The organism is Ramlibacter sp., assembly GCF_036676645.1.
Taxonomy (GTDB): domain Bacteria; phylum Pseudomonadota; class Gammaproteobacteria; order Burkholderiales; family Burkholderiaceae_C; genus Ramlibacter.
The window spans coordinates 1-14,755 of the sequence record NZ_JAKFCM010000077.1; the positions used below are offsets into that span (position 1 = coordinate 1).

Below are 14,755 nucleotides of genomic sequence, written 5' to 3' on the forward strand. Positions count from 1 at the left end.
GGCCAGCTTTCCAGCGGCTCCAGAGCTCCGCCTGCTGCCACCGAGTCAGCCCTCGCGACTTCGCCTTCTCCATCCCGATCTCCAACAGTTTCGATACTGTTGCATTGACCGGTTGAACTCACCGGGATCCATCTCCGGACGCCCGATCGGCAGCTGCGCGTGTCCGGAGGCCAGGTGATGGATTGCGGGTCAAGCCCGCAATGACACCGGGAGCGGGTCAAGCCCGCAATGGCACCGCCTGCGGCTAGCGGTTCGCGGCCTTGTCGCGCCTGCCGACCCCGTCAGCTCGAAAGCAGCCCGTGCGTGCGCGCGAAGTGGATCGTCTGCGTGCGGCTCTTGACCCCCAGCCGCCGGAACAGCCGCCACAGGTGCACCTTGACGGTGTGCTCGCTGATGCCCAGCTCGTCGGCGATCTCGCGGTTGGACAGGCCGCGGTCCAGCATCACGATCAGCTGCTTCTGCCGCTTGGACAGCTTGTTGTCGGTGGGCGCCAGCTCCTCGAAGCTGCCGTCGGTGTTCAGCAGCGCCCGCAGCGCATTGCCGATCTCCTGGGCCCCGGCCGACTTCTCGATGTAGATGTCGGCGCCGGCCTCGATGCACGCTTCCTCCGCGTCGGCGGCCGGCGAGGCCGACAACACGGCCAGCGGCGCGTCCGGGAACTGGTTCTTCATCTCGTGCACGCCCGAGGTGCCGGTGGTGTCCGGCAGCTTGAGGTCCAGGCAGATCAGGTCCGGGAAGCCGTTCTCGCGCACGGCCGATTCCATGCCCCCGATGCGATCGAGTTCGATCACGCGCGCGCCCGGCCGCATCCGGCGAAGCAGCATCACCACGGCCTCCCGCATCAGCGGGTGGTCGTCGATCACGTACAGGATGGTGGGGTTGGGATTGGCTTTCATCTCGGACTGCAAGGATAGCGCCAAGGCGGGGCCGGCTCAGCCGGCGGCCAGCTGGGCCAGTGCGGCCCCCACCTGTTCCTCGGTCACGCCCTCGGCGCGGCGCGCGGAGTCGCCCAGGGCCGCCAGGCCCTCCTGCTTGAGCCGCGCCACGGCCCGGCCCGCCTCCTGGGGCGAGGCGAAACCCACGCTTTGCAGCAACAGCGCGCCGGCGGCGTCGACCAGCTTGAAGTAGTGCCGGCCGTCGCTTTCCCGGTACTGCTTGAACGAAGGCAGGGCGGCCCTGGTCCTGGCCTTGCCGGCGGACTGCGGCTGCGCAGCGAGGTTGCGCAGGCCCACGGCCTCGCGCAGCCTGGCCATGAACGGCGTGGCGATGGCGCGGGCCTTCCCGGCGCCGGCCTTGAGGATCTTCTCCAGCTCGGCCGGGTGGCCCACCAGCGCCTCGTAGCGCTCGCGCATGGGCGCGATCTCGCGGTCGATCCGCTCGAACAGCAGCTGCTTGGCGTCGGACCAGGCGATGCCCTCGGCATACGCCTTGCGCAGCGCCTGCGTCTCGCCCTCGTCGGCGAAGGCCTGGTAGATCTGGAACAGGGCCGAGCCTTCGACCTCCTTGGGCTCGCCGGGCGCGCGCGAGTCGGTGACGATCGAGAAGATCTGCCTGCGCATCTGCTCGCGCGGGCCGAACAGGGCGATCACGTTGTCGTAGCTCTTGCTCATCTTGCGCCCGTCCAGCCCCGGCAGCGTGGCCACGGCCTCGTCGACCTGCGCCTCGGGCAGCGTGAAGTGCTCACCGTACAGGTGGTTGAAGCTGGAGGCCATGTCGCGCGCCATTTCCAGGTGCTGGACCTGGTCGCGGCCGACCGGCACCTTGTGCGCGTTGAACATGACGATGTCGGCGGCCATCAGCACCGGGTACATGAACAGGCCGGCGGTGACGTCCGAGTCGGGGTCGACGCCGGCGGCGTTGTTCTTGTCCACCTGGGCCTTGTAGGCGTGGGCCCGGTTGAGCAGGCCCTTGCCGGTCACGCAGGTCAGCAGCCAGGTCAGCTCGGGGATCTCGGGGATGTCCGACTGCCGGTAGAAGTAGACGTGCTCCGGGTCCAGCCCCGCCGCCAGCCAGCAGGCCGCGATTTCCAGCGTGGAGCGCTGGATGCGCGCGGGCTCGTCGCACTTGATCAGGGCGTGGTAGTCGGCCAGGAAGTAGAAGTTCTGGGTGCCGGGCCGGCGGCTGGCCTGCACGGTGGGCCGGATGGCGCCGACGTAGTTGCCCAGGTGCGGGGTGCCGGTGGTGGTGATGCCGGTGAGGTAGCGGACGGGAGCAGTCATTGTCAGGTCAGGAGAGCAGGGCGTTGAGCGGCGACAGCAGCACGCCCAGCACGCCGTAGCCCAGGGTGATCAGCGGGCGCAGCCAGAAGCTGCCGACAATGCCGGCGATCACCAGGCCCATGACGATGAAGAAGCCCCAGGGCTCGATGCGGCTGAGGGTCCAGGCCGCGCGCGGCGGCAGCAGGCCGGCGAGGATGCGACCGCCGTCCAGCGGCGGCAGCGGGAACAGGTTGAAGGCCCACATCACCAGGTTGACCAGCACGCCGGCCTTGGCCATCTCCAGGAAGAAGCGTTCGTTCAGGCCCATGCCCGCCAGCACGGTGAAGAGCAGGGCCCAGAGGATGGCCTGCACGAAGTTGGACGCGGGGCCCGCCAGCGCCACCCAGACCATGTCCCGCTTGGGATGGCGCAGCCGCCCGAAGTCCACCGGCACCGGCTTGGCGTAGCCGAACAGGAAGGCGCCCGAGGTGGCGAAGTACAGCAGCACCGGCATGGCGATGGTGCCGATCGGGTCGATGTGCGGGATCGGGTTGAGGGTCACCCGCCCCATCGCATAGGCGGTGTTGTCCCCGAAGTAGCGCGCCACGTAGCCGTGCGCGGCTTCGTGGACGGTGATGGAGAAGAGGACGGGCAGCGCGAAGATCAGCACCGTCTGGATGGTGTTTTCCATGGAAGCGGGGGATTGTCTCAGACCCGCCCGTCATCGCCGCTCTCCTGTTCGTCCGCCCCGCGCTCGATGTTCGCGCGCGCGGGCAGGCTTCGCGGGGCCGGCGGATTCAAAGCCCCAGCTGCTCCGCCTCGCCTCGCCCCTGGCGCAGGATCACCGCTTCGCCGCCGGTCCCCATCGGGGTGAGGTCGACCACCGTGGTGGGCTCGTGCGGGCAGGCGCCGGCGTCGATCACGCCGGCGATCAGGCGCTCGTAGCGCTCCCGGATGTGCTCGGCGTCGTTCAGCGGCTCGGTCTCCCGGGGCGGGATCAGCGTGGTGCCCAGCAGCGGTTCGGCCATCAGCTCCAGCAGCTGCTGCAGCACCTGGTGGTCCGGCACGCGCAGGCCGATGGTCTTGCGCTGCGGATGGCTGACCCGGCGCGGCACCTCGCGCGTGGCCTCCAGGATGAAGGTGAACGGCCCCGGCGTGGCCAGCTTCAGCAGCCGGTACTGCCGGTTGTCCACCCGCGCGAAGTTCGACAGCTGGCTCAGGTCGCGGCACAGCAGGGTCAGGTGGTGCTTCTCGTCCACGCCGCGCACCTGCCGCAGGCGATCGACCGCCGACTTGTCGTCGAGCCGGCACACCAGCGCATAGCTGGAGTCGGTGGGGACGGCCAGCAGGCCGCCCTGCTGCAGCAGCCCCACGGCCTGCTTGAGCAGCCGCACCTGCGGGTTGGCCGGGTGGAGTTCGAAATACTGGGCCATGGCGGGTCGTCAGGCCTCGGCCAGCCGCAGGCGCAGGCGCGACTCGTGCACGGTGAGCCAGGCACCGGCGGCGCCGCACAGCGCGATCAGCGCCATGCCGAACAGCGACGCGCCGTCCGGAATGTGCGAGAACACCAGCCAGCCGCCCAGCATCGCGAAGCCGATCTGCGAATACAGGTACGGGGTCAGCGTGGACGCGGCCGTGTCGCGGTAGGCCAGGATCAGCAGGAAGTGCCCCACCGTGGCGCTCAGGCCCATCAGCAGCAGGCCGGCCCACAGCCAGGGGCTGGCGAGGTCGGATTGCCAGGCCCAGGGCAGCGCCAGCGAGGCCAGCAGCGCACCCACCCAGCCGGTGTACAGGTGCATGGTGAACGGGTCCTCGGTGCGCGCGAGCTGGCTGGTGAGGGCCTGGAACCAGGCGTTGCTGGCCACCAGCCCCAGCGGCAGCAGCATCGCCCAGCTGAAGCTCTCGCCGCCGGGGCGGACGATGACCAGCGTGCCGGCGAAGCCGCCGGCCACCAGCGTCCAGCGCAGCGCGGACACCGGCTCGTGCATGAAGGTGGCGGCCAGCAGCGTCACCACCAGCGGCGCGATCATCACGATGGCGGTGAACTCGCCCACCGGCAGGTAGCGCAGGCTCAGGAACGCGAACATGCTGCTGGTCAGCAGCAGCACGCCGCGCAGGACGTGGAACGGCAGTCGCCGCGTGCGCAGCACGGCCAGGCCGCGCTGCGGCAGCACGGCGGCCGTGGTCGCGACGGCCTGGAAGGCGTAGCGGAACCACAGCGCCATCAGCATCGGCACCGAGACGCTGACCACCTTGGTGGTGGTGTCCAGCGCGGCGAAGCAGGCGCAGGCGCCCAGCACCAGGGCGATGCCGGCCAGCTCGGCGGCGGCGCTGCGCGACCGCGGGAGGGCCGCGGCGCTCACTGGATGCGGTCCGCCAGCAGGTCCCACACCGGCGTCAGGCCCTCGGGCAAGGGCGGCAGCCGGCCCAGGTCGGTGTGGCTCTCGCCCGGGCTGTGGAAGTCGCTGCCGCGCGAGGCGGCCAGCCCGAACTCCTGCGCCGCCTGCGCATACCTTTGCGCTTCGGCGGCGGTGTGGCTGCCCGTCACCACCTCCACCGCCCGCCCGCCGTGCGCCTTGAGCTCGGTGAAGAGCGCGTACTCCTCGTTGGCGGTGAACCGGTAGCGCGCCGGGTGGGCGATGACGGCCACGCCGCCGCCCTCGGTGATCCAGCGCACGGCATCCTTCAGCGTGGCCCAGCGGTGCGGCACGAAGCCCGGCTTGCCCTCGGTCAGGTACTTGCGGAAGACCTCGGCGGTGTCCTTGCAGACGCCCGCTTCCACCAGGTAGCGCGCGAAGTGGGTGCGCGAGACCAGCTCGGGGTTGCCCACGTACCGGAGCGCGCCTTCGTAGGCGCCGGGAATGCCGGCCTGGGCGAGCTGGGCAGCCATCTCCCGGGCGCGCTCGCCGCGGCCGCCGCGGGTGGCCGACAGGCCCTGGCGCATGCGCGGGTCCTGCGCGTCGAAACCCAGCCCGACGATGTGCACGGTTTCGCCGGCGAAGGTCACCGAGATTTCGGTGCCGGTCAGGTACTTCAGGCCCTGGGCGCGGGCGGCCGCGGCAGCGCGCTGCTGGCCCCCGACCTCGTCATGGTCGGTCAGCGCCCACAGCTCGACCCCGTTGGCCTTGGCGCGCGCGGCCAGTTCCTCGGGTGTGAGGGTGCCGTCGGACACGACCGAGTGGCAGTGGAGGTCGGCGTTGAGGATGGCCACCTGCCGATTCTAGGAGTGTGGCTTTTCCGGCGCCGGGGCCGCCACCGATGACCCTCAGCCCAGCGAGCCGGCCTGCAGGCGGATGTCGGAGCCGGTGCGCAACGCGCAGCGCAGGGCCAGCTCCAGCCCGGACACCAGTTGCTCCAGGGTCATCGACGGATGGCCCTGCTCGGGCAGCCAGGGCACGTGCACGAAGCCGCCGCGCATGCCGGCGCAGGCCGGATCGGTGGCCAGGCGGTGCATCAGGCCGTAGAACACATGGTTGCAGACGAAGGTGCCGGCCGTCTGCGACACCTCGGCGCGGAACCCCCCGGCCAGCAGCGCCGCCAGCATGGCCTTGATCGGCAGCGTGCTGAAGTAGGCCGCGGGCCCGCCGGCGCGCACCGGCGTGTCGATCGGCTGGGCACCGGCGTTGTCCGGGATGCGCGCGTCGTCGATGTTGATCGCCACCCGCTCCAGCGAGACGGCGGCCCGCCCGCCGGCCTGGCCGGTGCACAGCACCAGGGCCGGGCGATGGGCCGTGATGAGCTCGTCCAGCACGCGCAGGCACGAGTCGAACTGCGTGGGCAGCCGCGCCGCGACGACGCGGTGCCCCTCCATCTGCAGGCCGTCCAGGGCCTGCACGGCCGCCCAGCTCGGGTTGACCGGCGCACCGCCGAACGGGTCGAAACCGGTGACGAGGATGCGGCGCAGGCCGACATCGGCCCCCGGTGCGGTACCTAGCATCGAGTGACTGTACTGCAGGGGCCGCACATGCGCTGGGAAGGCAACCGGGAATCGGGCAACGTCGAGGACATGCGCCACGGCGGCGGCTTCGGCCTGGGCGGCCGGACCATCGGGATCGGCACCCTCGTGATCGCACTGGTGGGCGGCGCCATCTTCGGCATCAACCCCCTGACCCTGCTGGGCATCCTCAGCGGCGCACCGGTGGCCGAGCAGCAGGGCCAGCCGCAGCCGATCCCGGCCAACGACACCCTGGCCCGCTTCGTCTCCACCGTGCTGGCCGACACCGAGGACGTCTGGACCCAGCTCTTCCAGCAGGGCGGCGCCCGGTACGACCAGCCCCGGCTGGTGCTGTTCCGCGGCGCGATCGCCACCGCCTGCGGGCAGGGGCAATCCGCCATGGGCCCGTTCTATTGCCCGGCGGACGAAAAGGTCTATATCGACCTGGATTTCTACGAGACGCTGAAGAGCCGGCTGGGCGCGCCGGGCGACTTCGCCCAGGCCTACGTGATCGCGCACGAGGTGGGGCACCACGTGCAGCAGGAGCTGGGCATCACCGAACGGGTGGAGGGCCTGCGCGGGCGCGCCGGCCCGGCCGAGCAGAACGCCCTGAGCGTGCGGCTGGAACTGCAGGCCGACTGCTTCGCCGGCGTCTGGGCGCATCACGCGCAGAACGCCCGCCAGGTCCTCGAACAGGGCGACGTCGAGGAGGCGATGAATGCCGCGGCACGCATCGGCGACGACGCCCTGCAGCGCTCGTCCGGCCGCGCGGTGGTGCCGGAGAGCTTCACCCACGGCACCAGCGAGCAGCGCCAGCGCTGGTTCGCCACCGGGCTGCGCACCGGCAGCGTGAAGGCCTGCGACACGTTCGGCGCCCGGGCGCTCTGAGCCGCCCGGCCGGCGCAATAACCGCGCGCCAAGCCCATCCATGCCCGGGTGCGACAATCCCGGGTTGATGACTGCTTCCTTCTCCAAGCTTTCCCTGGCCGAGCCGCTGGCGCGGGCCGTGGCCGACATGGGCTACGAGCAGATGACGCCGATCCAGGCCCAGGCCATTCCGGTGGTGCTGACCGGCCAGGACGTGATGGGCGCCGCCCAGACCGGCACCGGCAAGACCGCCGCCTTCTCGCTGCCGCTGCTGCAGCGCCTGCTCAAGCACGAGAACACGTCCACCTCGCCGGCCCGCCACCCGGTGCGCGCGCTGGTGCTGCTGCCCACGCGCGAGCTGGCCGACCAGGTCGCCCAGCAGGTCAAGCTGTACGCGAAGTACACCCACCTGCGCAGCACGGTGGTGTTCGGCGGCATCGACATGAAGCCGCAGACCGCCGAGCTGAAGAAGGGGGTGGAGGTGCTGGTGGCCACGCCAGGGCGCCTGCTGGACCACATCGAGGCGAAGAACGCGGTGCTCAACCAGGTCGAGTACGTGGTGCTGGACGAGGCCGACCGCATGCTGGACATCGGCTTCCTGCCTGACCTGCAGCGCATCCTGTCGTACCTGCCCAAGCAGCGCACCACGCTGCTGTTCTCGGCCACCTTCTCGCCCGAGATCCGCCGGCTGGCCAACAGCTACCTGAAGGACCCGGTCACCATCGAGGTGTCGCGCCCCAACGCCACGGCCTCGACGGTCGAGCAGCACTTCTACAGCGTGACGGACGACGACAAGCGGCGCGCCGTCAAGCAGATCGTGCGCCAGCGCGGGATCGGCCAGGCCTTCGTGTTCGTCAACAGCAAGCTGGGCTGCGCGCGGCTGGCGCGGGCCCTGGAGCGCGACGGGCTCAAGACCACCGCCCTGCACGGCGACAAGAGCCAGGACGAGCGGCTGAAGGCGCTGGCTGCGTTCAAGGCCGGCGAGGTCGACCTGCTGGTGGCCACGGACGTGGCCGCGCGCGGGCTGGACATCAAGGACGTGCCCGCCGTCTTCAACTTCGACGTGCCGTTCAACCCCGAGGACTACGTGCACCGGATCGGCCGCACCGGCCGCGCCGGCGCGTCGGGGCTGGCCGTGACGCTGGTGTCGCCGGGCGACAACCGGCTGGTGGCCGACCTGGAGAAGCTGCTGAAGAAGAAGGTCGAGCTCGAAGCCCTCGAGTTCGAGGACGAGCGCCCGCGCGGGCGCATCAACGACGGCCGCCGCACCTGGCGCGAGCGCGGGGAGCTGGGCGATCCGCGCGATGCGCTGGAGCCGGCGCGCGAGCGCTTCGCCCGTGCACCGCGCACGCCGCAGGCGCCGCGCGATCCCTTCTTCGAGCAACCCTACCAGCCCCCGGCCGAGGACGTGAAGCCCGCCTGGGAAAGCGCCGCCCGGCCGGCGGTCAGCCGCGTGTCGGCCAACATCAAGACCCGGCGCAAGGTCGCGGCGCTGTTCAGGCAGCCGGTGGCGGAGCAGTAGAGGCAGGTCCGTCCGCGCGGGCTCCCGTCCTGGCGGCATCGCACCTGCGCATCCAGGCCGCGGGAGCTGGATCCCGGCTTTCGCCGGGATGACTGCGGGGGGGCTACGTCCGCGTCGCCTGCGCTTCACCGGCACCTGCACTTCGCCGGTGCCTGCGGCTTCAGTTCCCCCGGTGCCTGCGCCTTCACATCCCCGGCGCCTGCGCCTGTTCGCACTTCACCTGCAGCACCTCCCGTGAACCCGTCGCCGGATCCCAGCGCAGCGCGCTGAGGCAGCCGCCCCAGACGCAGCCGGTGTCCAGCGCGATCACATCGTCGCGCAGCAGCAGGCCCAGCTGCGACCAGTGCCCGAAGGCGATGGTCGTGCCGGCCGTGCGGCGGCCGGGCACGTCGAACCAGGGCAGGGTCCCCGGCGGCGCCTGGTCGATGCGGCCGCCGGCCGTCAGGCGCATCACGCCCTGCGGCGTGCAGAAGCGAAGCCGGGTGAGCGCATTGACGATCACGCGCAGGCGATCGGCGCCGGCCAGCGCGTCGTCCCAGCGCGCGGGTTCGTTGCCGTACATCTGCGCCAGGAAGTCCGGCAGCCCCGGCCCGCGCAGCACCGCCTCCACCTCCGCTGCCAGCGCCAGCACCTGCGCCACGTCCCACTGCGGCAGCACCCCGCCGTGCACCATCAGCAGGCCGTGCGCATGCAGCGCCATGCGCTGGTGCCGCAGCCAGTCCAGCATCGCCTCGCGGTCGGGTGCCAGCAGCACCGAATCCATGGTGTCGTTGCGATGCGGCGCGCTCAGGCCGTGCGCAACGGCCAGCAGGCTCAGGTCGTGGTTGCCCAGCAGGCAGGTGGCGGACGTGCCCAGCGCCATCAGGCGCCGCAGCACCGCCGCCGATGCCGGCCCCCGGTTGACCAGGTCGCCCAGCATGATGGCGTGGTCGCGGCTCGGGGAGAACCCGATCCGGTCGAACAGGCGGCCCAGGGCGTCGTCGCAGCCCTGCACATCCCCGATCAGATAAAGTCGCCCCATCGTGTCCGAATCCCCTCGCGAGCCGTGGATTTTCTGCTGATCGCGCTGTTGACGCTGTTCAACGGCGTGTTCGCGATGTCCGAGATGGCGCTGGCGACCAGCCGCAAGGCCCGCTTGCTGGCCCTGGCCGAGGAGGGCGACGCGGGCGCGGCTGCCGCGCTGCGCCTGCTGGAACACCCGACCCAGTTCCTGTCCACCGTGCAGGTGGGCATCACCTCGATCAGCATGCTGACCGGCATCATCGGCGAGGCCGCGTTCAGTGCCGGCCTGGCGCGCTGGATGCAGGGCCTGGGCGCATCCGCCGCCGTCGCCGGCATCGCCGCCACCGCGGCGGTGGTGGCCATCATCACCTTCATCAGCATCGTGTTCGGCGAGCTGGTGCCCAAGCGCATCGGACAACTCTACCCGGAGAACGTCTCGCGCCTGGTGTCGCGGCCGATGGCGTGGCTGGCGCGCATCGCCTCGCCGTTCGTGCGGCTGCTGGCGGCCACGACGCAGGTGGCGCTGAAGCTGCTGCGCATCGACACCACCCAGGTGCGCGGCATGACCGAGGAGGAGATCGCGCACAGCCTGGAGGAGGGCGTGGGTGCCGGCGTGATCGAGGCCCAGGAACACCAGATGGTGCGCAACGTGTTCCACCTGGACGACCGCCCGCTCACCTCGATGATGGTGCCGCGCTCGGACATCGAGTGGATGGAGGGCTCCGCTTCGGTGGCCGAGGGCCTGCGCCAGGCCGGCCAGGAAGGCGCGCACTCGTGGTACCCGGTCTGCCGGGGCGGGCTCGACGACGTGCAGGGCATCGTCAGCGTCGCCCGCCTGCTGGCGCTGGGGCCGGACCACCCGGGCCGGATCGAGGCGCAGGCCGTGCCCGCCGCCTTCGTGCCCGAGACGCTGTCGGGCATGGAACTGCTGGAGCAGTTCCGCCGCCAGTCGCACCGCATCGTCTTCGTGGTCGACGAATACGGCGTGGTCCAGGGCATGCTGACCCCGCGGGACCTGCTGGAGGCGATCACCGGCGAGCTCAGCCCGGAGGCGGTCGACGAAGCCTGGGCGACACCCCGCGGCGACGGCTCCTGGCTGCTGGACGGCCTGATGCCGGTGGCCGAGCTCAAGGCCCGGCTGGACATCCGCGAGCTGCCCGAGGAGGAGCGGGGTCGCTACAACACCGTGGCGGGCCTGCTGATGTCGGTGTCCGGCCACCTGCCGGAGGTCGGCGAGCGGATAGAGTGCGGGGCCTGGACCTTCGAGGTGGTGGACCTGGACGGCAAGCGCATCGACAAGGTGCTGGCCCTGCCCGGGACATCGCAGGCGCAAGAGGAGTGAGGATGGCGCAGACGCTGTATTACGAGAAGCCGGTGCTGCTCAACCGCGAGAAGCACCGCCACCGCAGGATCCGCCCGGGCCGCGGCTTCGGCTTCGCGCGCCGGGCCAACTCGATGTACCTCGCGGGGGTGGAGTTCACCGAGGCCTGCAAGGAGTACGCGATCGTCTTCACGCGGCAGGCGGGCGACAGGCTCGCGCCGGTCGTGGTGCTGGGCCTGCGCAGCGGCGAGAACCTGTTCGTCGACGCGCAGGACCGCTGGACCGCCGCCTACATCCCGGCCTTCGTGCGCCGCTATCCCTTCGTGCTGGCCGAACTGCCCGGCCAGCAGATGGGCGCGTGCATCGACGAGGCCTTCCCCGGCCTGAACGACCAGGATGGCGAGGCGCTGTTCGACGACGCGGGCGGCAACACCGCCTACCTGCAGAACGCGCTGGACTTCCTGCAGCGCTACCAGGCCGAGTACCTGCGCACGGAATCCTTCTGCCGCAAGCTCGCCGATGCGGGCCTGCTGGTGGAGATGAGCGCCCGGGCCGACCTGGTCGACGGCCGCAGCTTCAAGCTGGCCGGCCTGATGGTGGTCGACGAGAACCGGCTGCGCGAGCTGCCCGACGACAAGGTCCTGTCGCTGTTCCGCAGCGGCGAACTGCACCTGCTGTCCATGCACCTGCTGTCGCTGTCCAACCTGCGCCGGCTGGTCGACCGGATGGCGCAGCGGGGCGGGGGTGAAGCGCCGGCCGGGGCCGGGGAAAGTGCCGGTGCCGCGGCGCAGGCCAAGCCCGCTGCGGCTGCCGGCGAAGCGGCCCGGGCGGGGGCGGCCGGCAGCGCTTGATGCCGGCCGCAAGCGAGGCTTCCGCGCCACTGGCCGGGCTCTCTCCGGCCAACTTCGCGATCGTCATGGCCACCGGCATGCTCGGCGTTGCCGCCCACCAGCAGGGACACCCGGCCATCGCCCGATCGATGCTCGTGGTGTGCGCGGTGTCGTGGCCGCTGCTGGCCGTCCTCTTCCTGGCGCGCCTGGCGCGGCATCGCGATCGCATGCTGGCCGACCTGTGCGACCACCAGCGCGCGCCCGGCTTCCTCACCGCCGTGGCCGGCACCTGCGTCCTGGGCAGCCTGCTGCTGGTGCTGGGTTTCCCCACCGGCCCCTCGATGGTGCTGGGGGCCATCGGCGCCACGCTGTGGCTGGTGCTCACCTACGCCATCCTGATGGCGCTGACGGTGGGCCGGAACAAGCCGCTGCTGGCCGGCGGCATCAGCGGCGCCTGGCTGCTGACGGTGGTCGCCACCCAGTCGATGGCCGTGCTGGCGGCGCTGCTGGCGCCGCACACCGCCCAGCCGGCGCGGCTGGCGCTGAACTTCGGCGCGCTCGCCGCCTGGCTGTGCGGCGGCATGCTGTACGTGTGGGTGATCTCGCTGATCTTCTACCGGCTGGCGTTCTTCGGCTTCGCGCCGCAGGACCTGACGCCGACCTACTGGATCAACATGGGCGCCATGGCGATCTCGGCGCTGGCCGGCGGGCTGCTGGTGGACGATGCGGCCGGCGCGCCCTTCCTGCAAGGGCTGCTGCCCTTCGTGAAGGGCGGCACCGTCCTGTACTGGGCGGTGGGCACCTGGTGGATCCCGCTGCTGCTGGCGCTGATCGCCTGGCGCCTGCGGCACGGCCCCGATCCCTGGCGCTACGACGTGGCGTACTGGGGCGCGGTGTTCCCGCTGGGCATGTATTCCGCGGCCACGTACCAGATGTCGCTGGTGCTGGACCTGCCCTTCCTGCTGCCGCTGGCGCGTGGGTTCTTCTGGCTGGCGGTGGCGGCCTGGGTGCTGACGGCGGTGGGCCTGGCGCGGCACCTGATGCGGGTGCGCGAGGGCCGGCGCGAAGCGGCGGCCTGAGGCGGGTGCGGCGCGCCTGCCCGGGTCTTCCAGCCAGGCCTGCGCGCGCGCATGAACGGTGTTCAAATCCGGCCTGACCCGTCCGACAGGAGCCTGCATGAACGCCGCCCTCGATCCCGTCGCACCGACTCGCGTCGACCTGATGTCCGGCGACCAGTACCGTGAGTCGCTGCGCCGGTACCAGCCCCACGTGTTCGTCGACGGCCGCCAGGTCGCCAGCGTGGCGGACGAGCCGGCGTTGCGGCCCGGCGTCAATGCGCTGGCGTTCACCTATGACTTCGCCCGGCGCGAGGAACTGCAGCCGATCGCGCTGGCCACGCAGGCGTCGCGCGGCCGCGTGGTGAGCCGGATGCTGCACGTCGACGAGTCGGCGGGCGACCTGCTGAACAAGCTGGAGGCGGTGCGCGTCCTGTGCCAGGAGACCGGCTGCGCCCAGCGCTACCTGGCCCACGACGCGCTCAATGGCCTGGCCCAGGCGGTGGCGCGGATCGACGATGCGAAGGGCTCCACCGAACACCGCGCGCGCTTCGACGCCTACCTGGCCCGGGTGCAGGACGAGGACCTCTCGATCGGCGTCGCCATGACGGATGCCAAGGGCGACCGCAGCAGGAAGCCGCACCAGCAGGCCCATGCGGACACCTACGTGCACGTGGTGGAGCGCAATGCCCGGGGCATCGTCATCAGCGGGACCAAGGCGATCGTGACGGGCGCCCCCTACATGCACGAGCTGCTGGTCATGCCCAGCCGCAACATGGGCCCGGAGGACGAGGCCTTCGCGGTGTGCTGCGCGGTGCGCGTCGACGAACCCGGCATCACCATCGTCTCGCGCCCGGCCGGCCGGCCGGGCGAGAAGCTGGAGCACGGCGACGCGCCCTTCTCGCGCAAGTACGGCCAGGCGACCGCGGTCGTCATGTTCGACCGTGTCTTCGTGCCCTGGGAGAGCGTCTTCTACGCCGGCGAGTGGGAGCACAGCCACGTGCTCACCTACAGCTATGCCACGCACCACCGCCACAGTTGCATCGCGGCGCGCGCCGGATTCGGCGACCTGCTCATAGGCGCCGGCGCCCTGATGTGCGAGGCGAACGGCCTCGACCCGTCCACCAAGGCCAACCTGCGCGAGCCGATGGTCGAGCTGATCAAGATCACCGAGGGTTTCTATGCCTGCGGCGTGGCGGCCAGCGTGTACGCCACCCGCGACGAGTACAGCGGCACGTTCATGCCGGACCCGGTGTTCAGCAACATCGGCAAGCTGCTGCTGGCCACGCAGATCTACGACATGCACCGCCTCGCCCACGAGGTGTCCGGCGGCCTGATCGTCGCCCTGCCGGGGCCGGACGAGGACCACAACCCCGCCACTGCGGCCCGGCTCTCCGAGGTGCTGCAGGCCAGCCCCGACATCCCGTACGACAAGCGCATCCAGACCGCACGCTTCATCGAAGACCTGACCGCGTCCTACCAGGGTGGCTGGTATTCCCTCATCAGCCTGCACGGCGGCGGCTCGCCGGCCGCCATGAAGCAGGAGATCTGGCGCAACTACCCGGTGGGCTCGAAGGTCGAACTGGTGGAGCGGCTGCTGGAGCGCGGCGTGCTGCACGACGGCAAGCGCGCCATCACGGCCAACCGCCAGCCGGGCCGCTGCTGCGACACCGGCTGCACCACGCCGGGGCAACCGGTGATGGTGCCGCTGCCGGCCAGCCGCAAGGGCCCAGCACCTTGACATCGCCGACCGCCTTGCGGGCCCCGCGGGCATCGAAGGCCGCCGCGGGGTGGCCGGCGCCCTGAGCACGGCGCAGACCCACGCCAGCGGGGCCGGTCAGGCGCGCTGCGGTCGAGCCGGGCTGCTGGCGCGGCCGACGGTGCCGGTCACTCTTCGTCGTGCGGCCACAGGCCGGCGCCGGCCAGCAGCTTCGCGTCGGCGATCCGGATCGAGCGTTGCCGCACCTCCAGGGCGCCGCGGCTTTCCAGCCGGGCGAAGCAGCGGCTGACGGTCTCCAGCGCCAGC

Annotated in this window: 15 protein-coding genes; 6 read left to right on the forward strand and 9 right to left on the reverse strand. The window is 71.3% G+C overall.

Annotated features, from left to right (window positions below; all coding sequences use genetic code 11):
- Positions 1–281 precede the first annotated feature (281 nt).
- The 7 genes from V6M57_RS11465 to pcp all read right to left on the reverse strand — a co-directional run bounded on the left by V6M57_RS11465 (position 282) and on the right by pcp (position 6,135).
- Positions 282–896 carry a response regulator transcription factor gene (locus V6M57_RS11465; protein ID WP_332745180.1) on the reverse strand — a complete coding sequence of 205 codons (615 nt, stop codon included), beginning with the start codon at positions 894–896 and terminating at the stop codon, positions 282–284.
- Between the two features lie 36 nt (positions 897–932).
- Positions 933–2,219 carry a tryptophan--tRNA ligase gene (locus tag V6M57_RS11470; RefSeq protein ID WP_332815125.1) on the reverse strand — a complete coding sequence of 429 codons (1,287 nt, stop codon included), beginning with the start codon at positions 2,217–2,219 and terminating at the stop codon, positions 933–935.
- 7 nt (positions 2,220–2,226) lie between these two features.
- A complete protein-coding gene (locus V6M57_RS11475; RefSeq protein ID WP_332815126.1) occupies positions 2,227–2,889 on the reverse strand; it encodes a site-2 protease family protein in 663 nt (220 codons plus the stop codon).
- A gap of 106 nt (positions 2,890–2,995) precedes the next feature.
- Entirely contained in the window at positions 2,996–3,631 is a 636-nt protein-coding gene (locus V6M57_RS11480; RefSeq protein WP_332815127.1) for an L-threonylcarbamoyladenylate synthase, read from the reverse strand.
- A 9-nt stretch (positions 3,632–3,640) separates the two neighbouring features.
- Positions 3,641–4,561, reverse strand: coding sequence for a DMT family transporter (locus V6M57_RS11485; protein ID WP_332815128.1), 921 nt, complete (start codon positions 4,559–4,561; stop codon positions 3,641–3,643).
- Positions 4,558–5,409: a 3',5'-nucleoside bisphosphate phosphatase gene (locus V6M57_RS11490; protein ID WP_332815129.1), complete on the reverse strand. Its 852-nt coding sequence runs from the start codon at positions 5,407–5,409 to the stop codon at positions 4,558–4,560. Before V6M57_RS11490 ends, V6M57_RS11485 begins: the two co-directional genes overlap by 4 nt.
- Before the next feature lie 54 nt (positions 5,410–5,463).
- On the reverse strand, positions 5,464–6,135 hold the full coding sequence (gene pcp, locus V6M57_RS11495; RefSeq protein WP_442968818.1) for a pyroglutamyl-peptidase I: 672 nt from the start codon (positions 6,133–6,135) through the stop codon (positions 5,464–5,466).
- 27 nt (positions 6,136–6,162) lie between these two features.
- Between pcp and ypfJ the strand changes: the two genes are divergently transcribed.
- Entirely contained in the window at positions 6,163–7,020 is an 858-nt protein-coding gene (gene ypfJ, locus V6M57_RS11500; RefSeq protein WP_332815130.1) for a KPN_02809 family neutral zinc metallopeptidase, read from the forward strand.
- 67 nt (positions 7,021–7,087) lie between these two features.
- Positions 7,088–8,521, forward strand: coding sequence for a DEAD/DEAH box helicase (locus V6M57_RS11505; protein ID WP_332815131.1), 1,434 nt, complete (start codon positions 7,088–7,090; stop codon positions 8,519–8,521).
- 184 nt (positions 8,522–8,705) lie between these two features.
- Here the strand turns inward: V6M57_RS11505 and V6M57_RS11510 are convergent, their stop codons facing one another.
- Positions 8,706–9,542, reverse strand: coding sequence for a symmetrical bis(5'-nucleosyl)-tetraphosphatase (locus V6M57_RS11510; RefSeq protein WP_332815132.1), 837 nt, complete (start codon positions 9,540–9,542; stop codon positions 8,706–8,708).
- A 24-nt stretch (positions 9,543–9,566) separates the two neighbouring features.
- On the opposite strand from V6M57_RS11510, the gene V6M57_RS11515 reads away from it, so the two are divergent.
- The 4 genes from V6M57_RS11515 to V6M57_RS11530 all read left to right on the forward strand — a co-directional run bounded on the left by V6M57_RS11515 (position 9,567) and on the right by V6M57_RS11530 (position 14,470).
- Positions 9,567–10,865, forward strand: coding sequence for a hemolysin family protein (locus V6M57_RS11515; protein WP_332815133.1), 1,299 nt, complete (start codon positions 9,567–9,569; stop codon positions 10,863–10,865).
- A gap of 2 nt (positions 10,866–10,867) precedes the next feature.
- Entirely contained in the window at positions 10,868–11,695 is an 828-nt protein-coding gene (locus tag V6M57_RS11520; RefSeq protein ID WP_332815134.1) for a SapC family protein, read from the forward strand.
- Positions 11,695–12,753, forward strand: a complete 1,059-nt coding sequence (locus tag V6M57_RS11525) for a tellurite resistance/C4-dicarboxylate transporter family protein (protein WP_332815135.1) — start codon at positions 11,695–11,697, stop codon at positions 12,751–12,753. Before V6M57_RS11520 ends, V6M57_RS11525 begins: the two co-directional genes overlap by 1 nt.
- A gap of 97 nt (positions 12,754–12,850) precedes the next feature.
- Complete coding sequence (locus tag V6M57_RS11530; protein WP_332815136.1) at positions 12,851–14,470, forward strand: 4-hydroxyphenylacetate 3-hydroxylase family protein; 1,620 nt, start codon at positions 12,851–12,853, stop codon at positions 14,468–14,470.
- 146 nt (positions 14,471–14,616) lie between these two features.
- On the opposite strand, the gene V6M57_RS18535 is transcribed toward V6M57_RS11530, so the two are convergent.
- A complete protein-coding gene (locus tag V6M57_RS18535; protein WP_442968819.1) occupies positions 14,617–14,754 on the reverse strand; it encodes a helix-turn-helix domain-containing protein in 138 nt (45 codons plus the stop codon).
- Position 14,755: the final 1 nt, after the last annotated feature.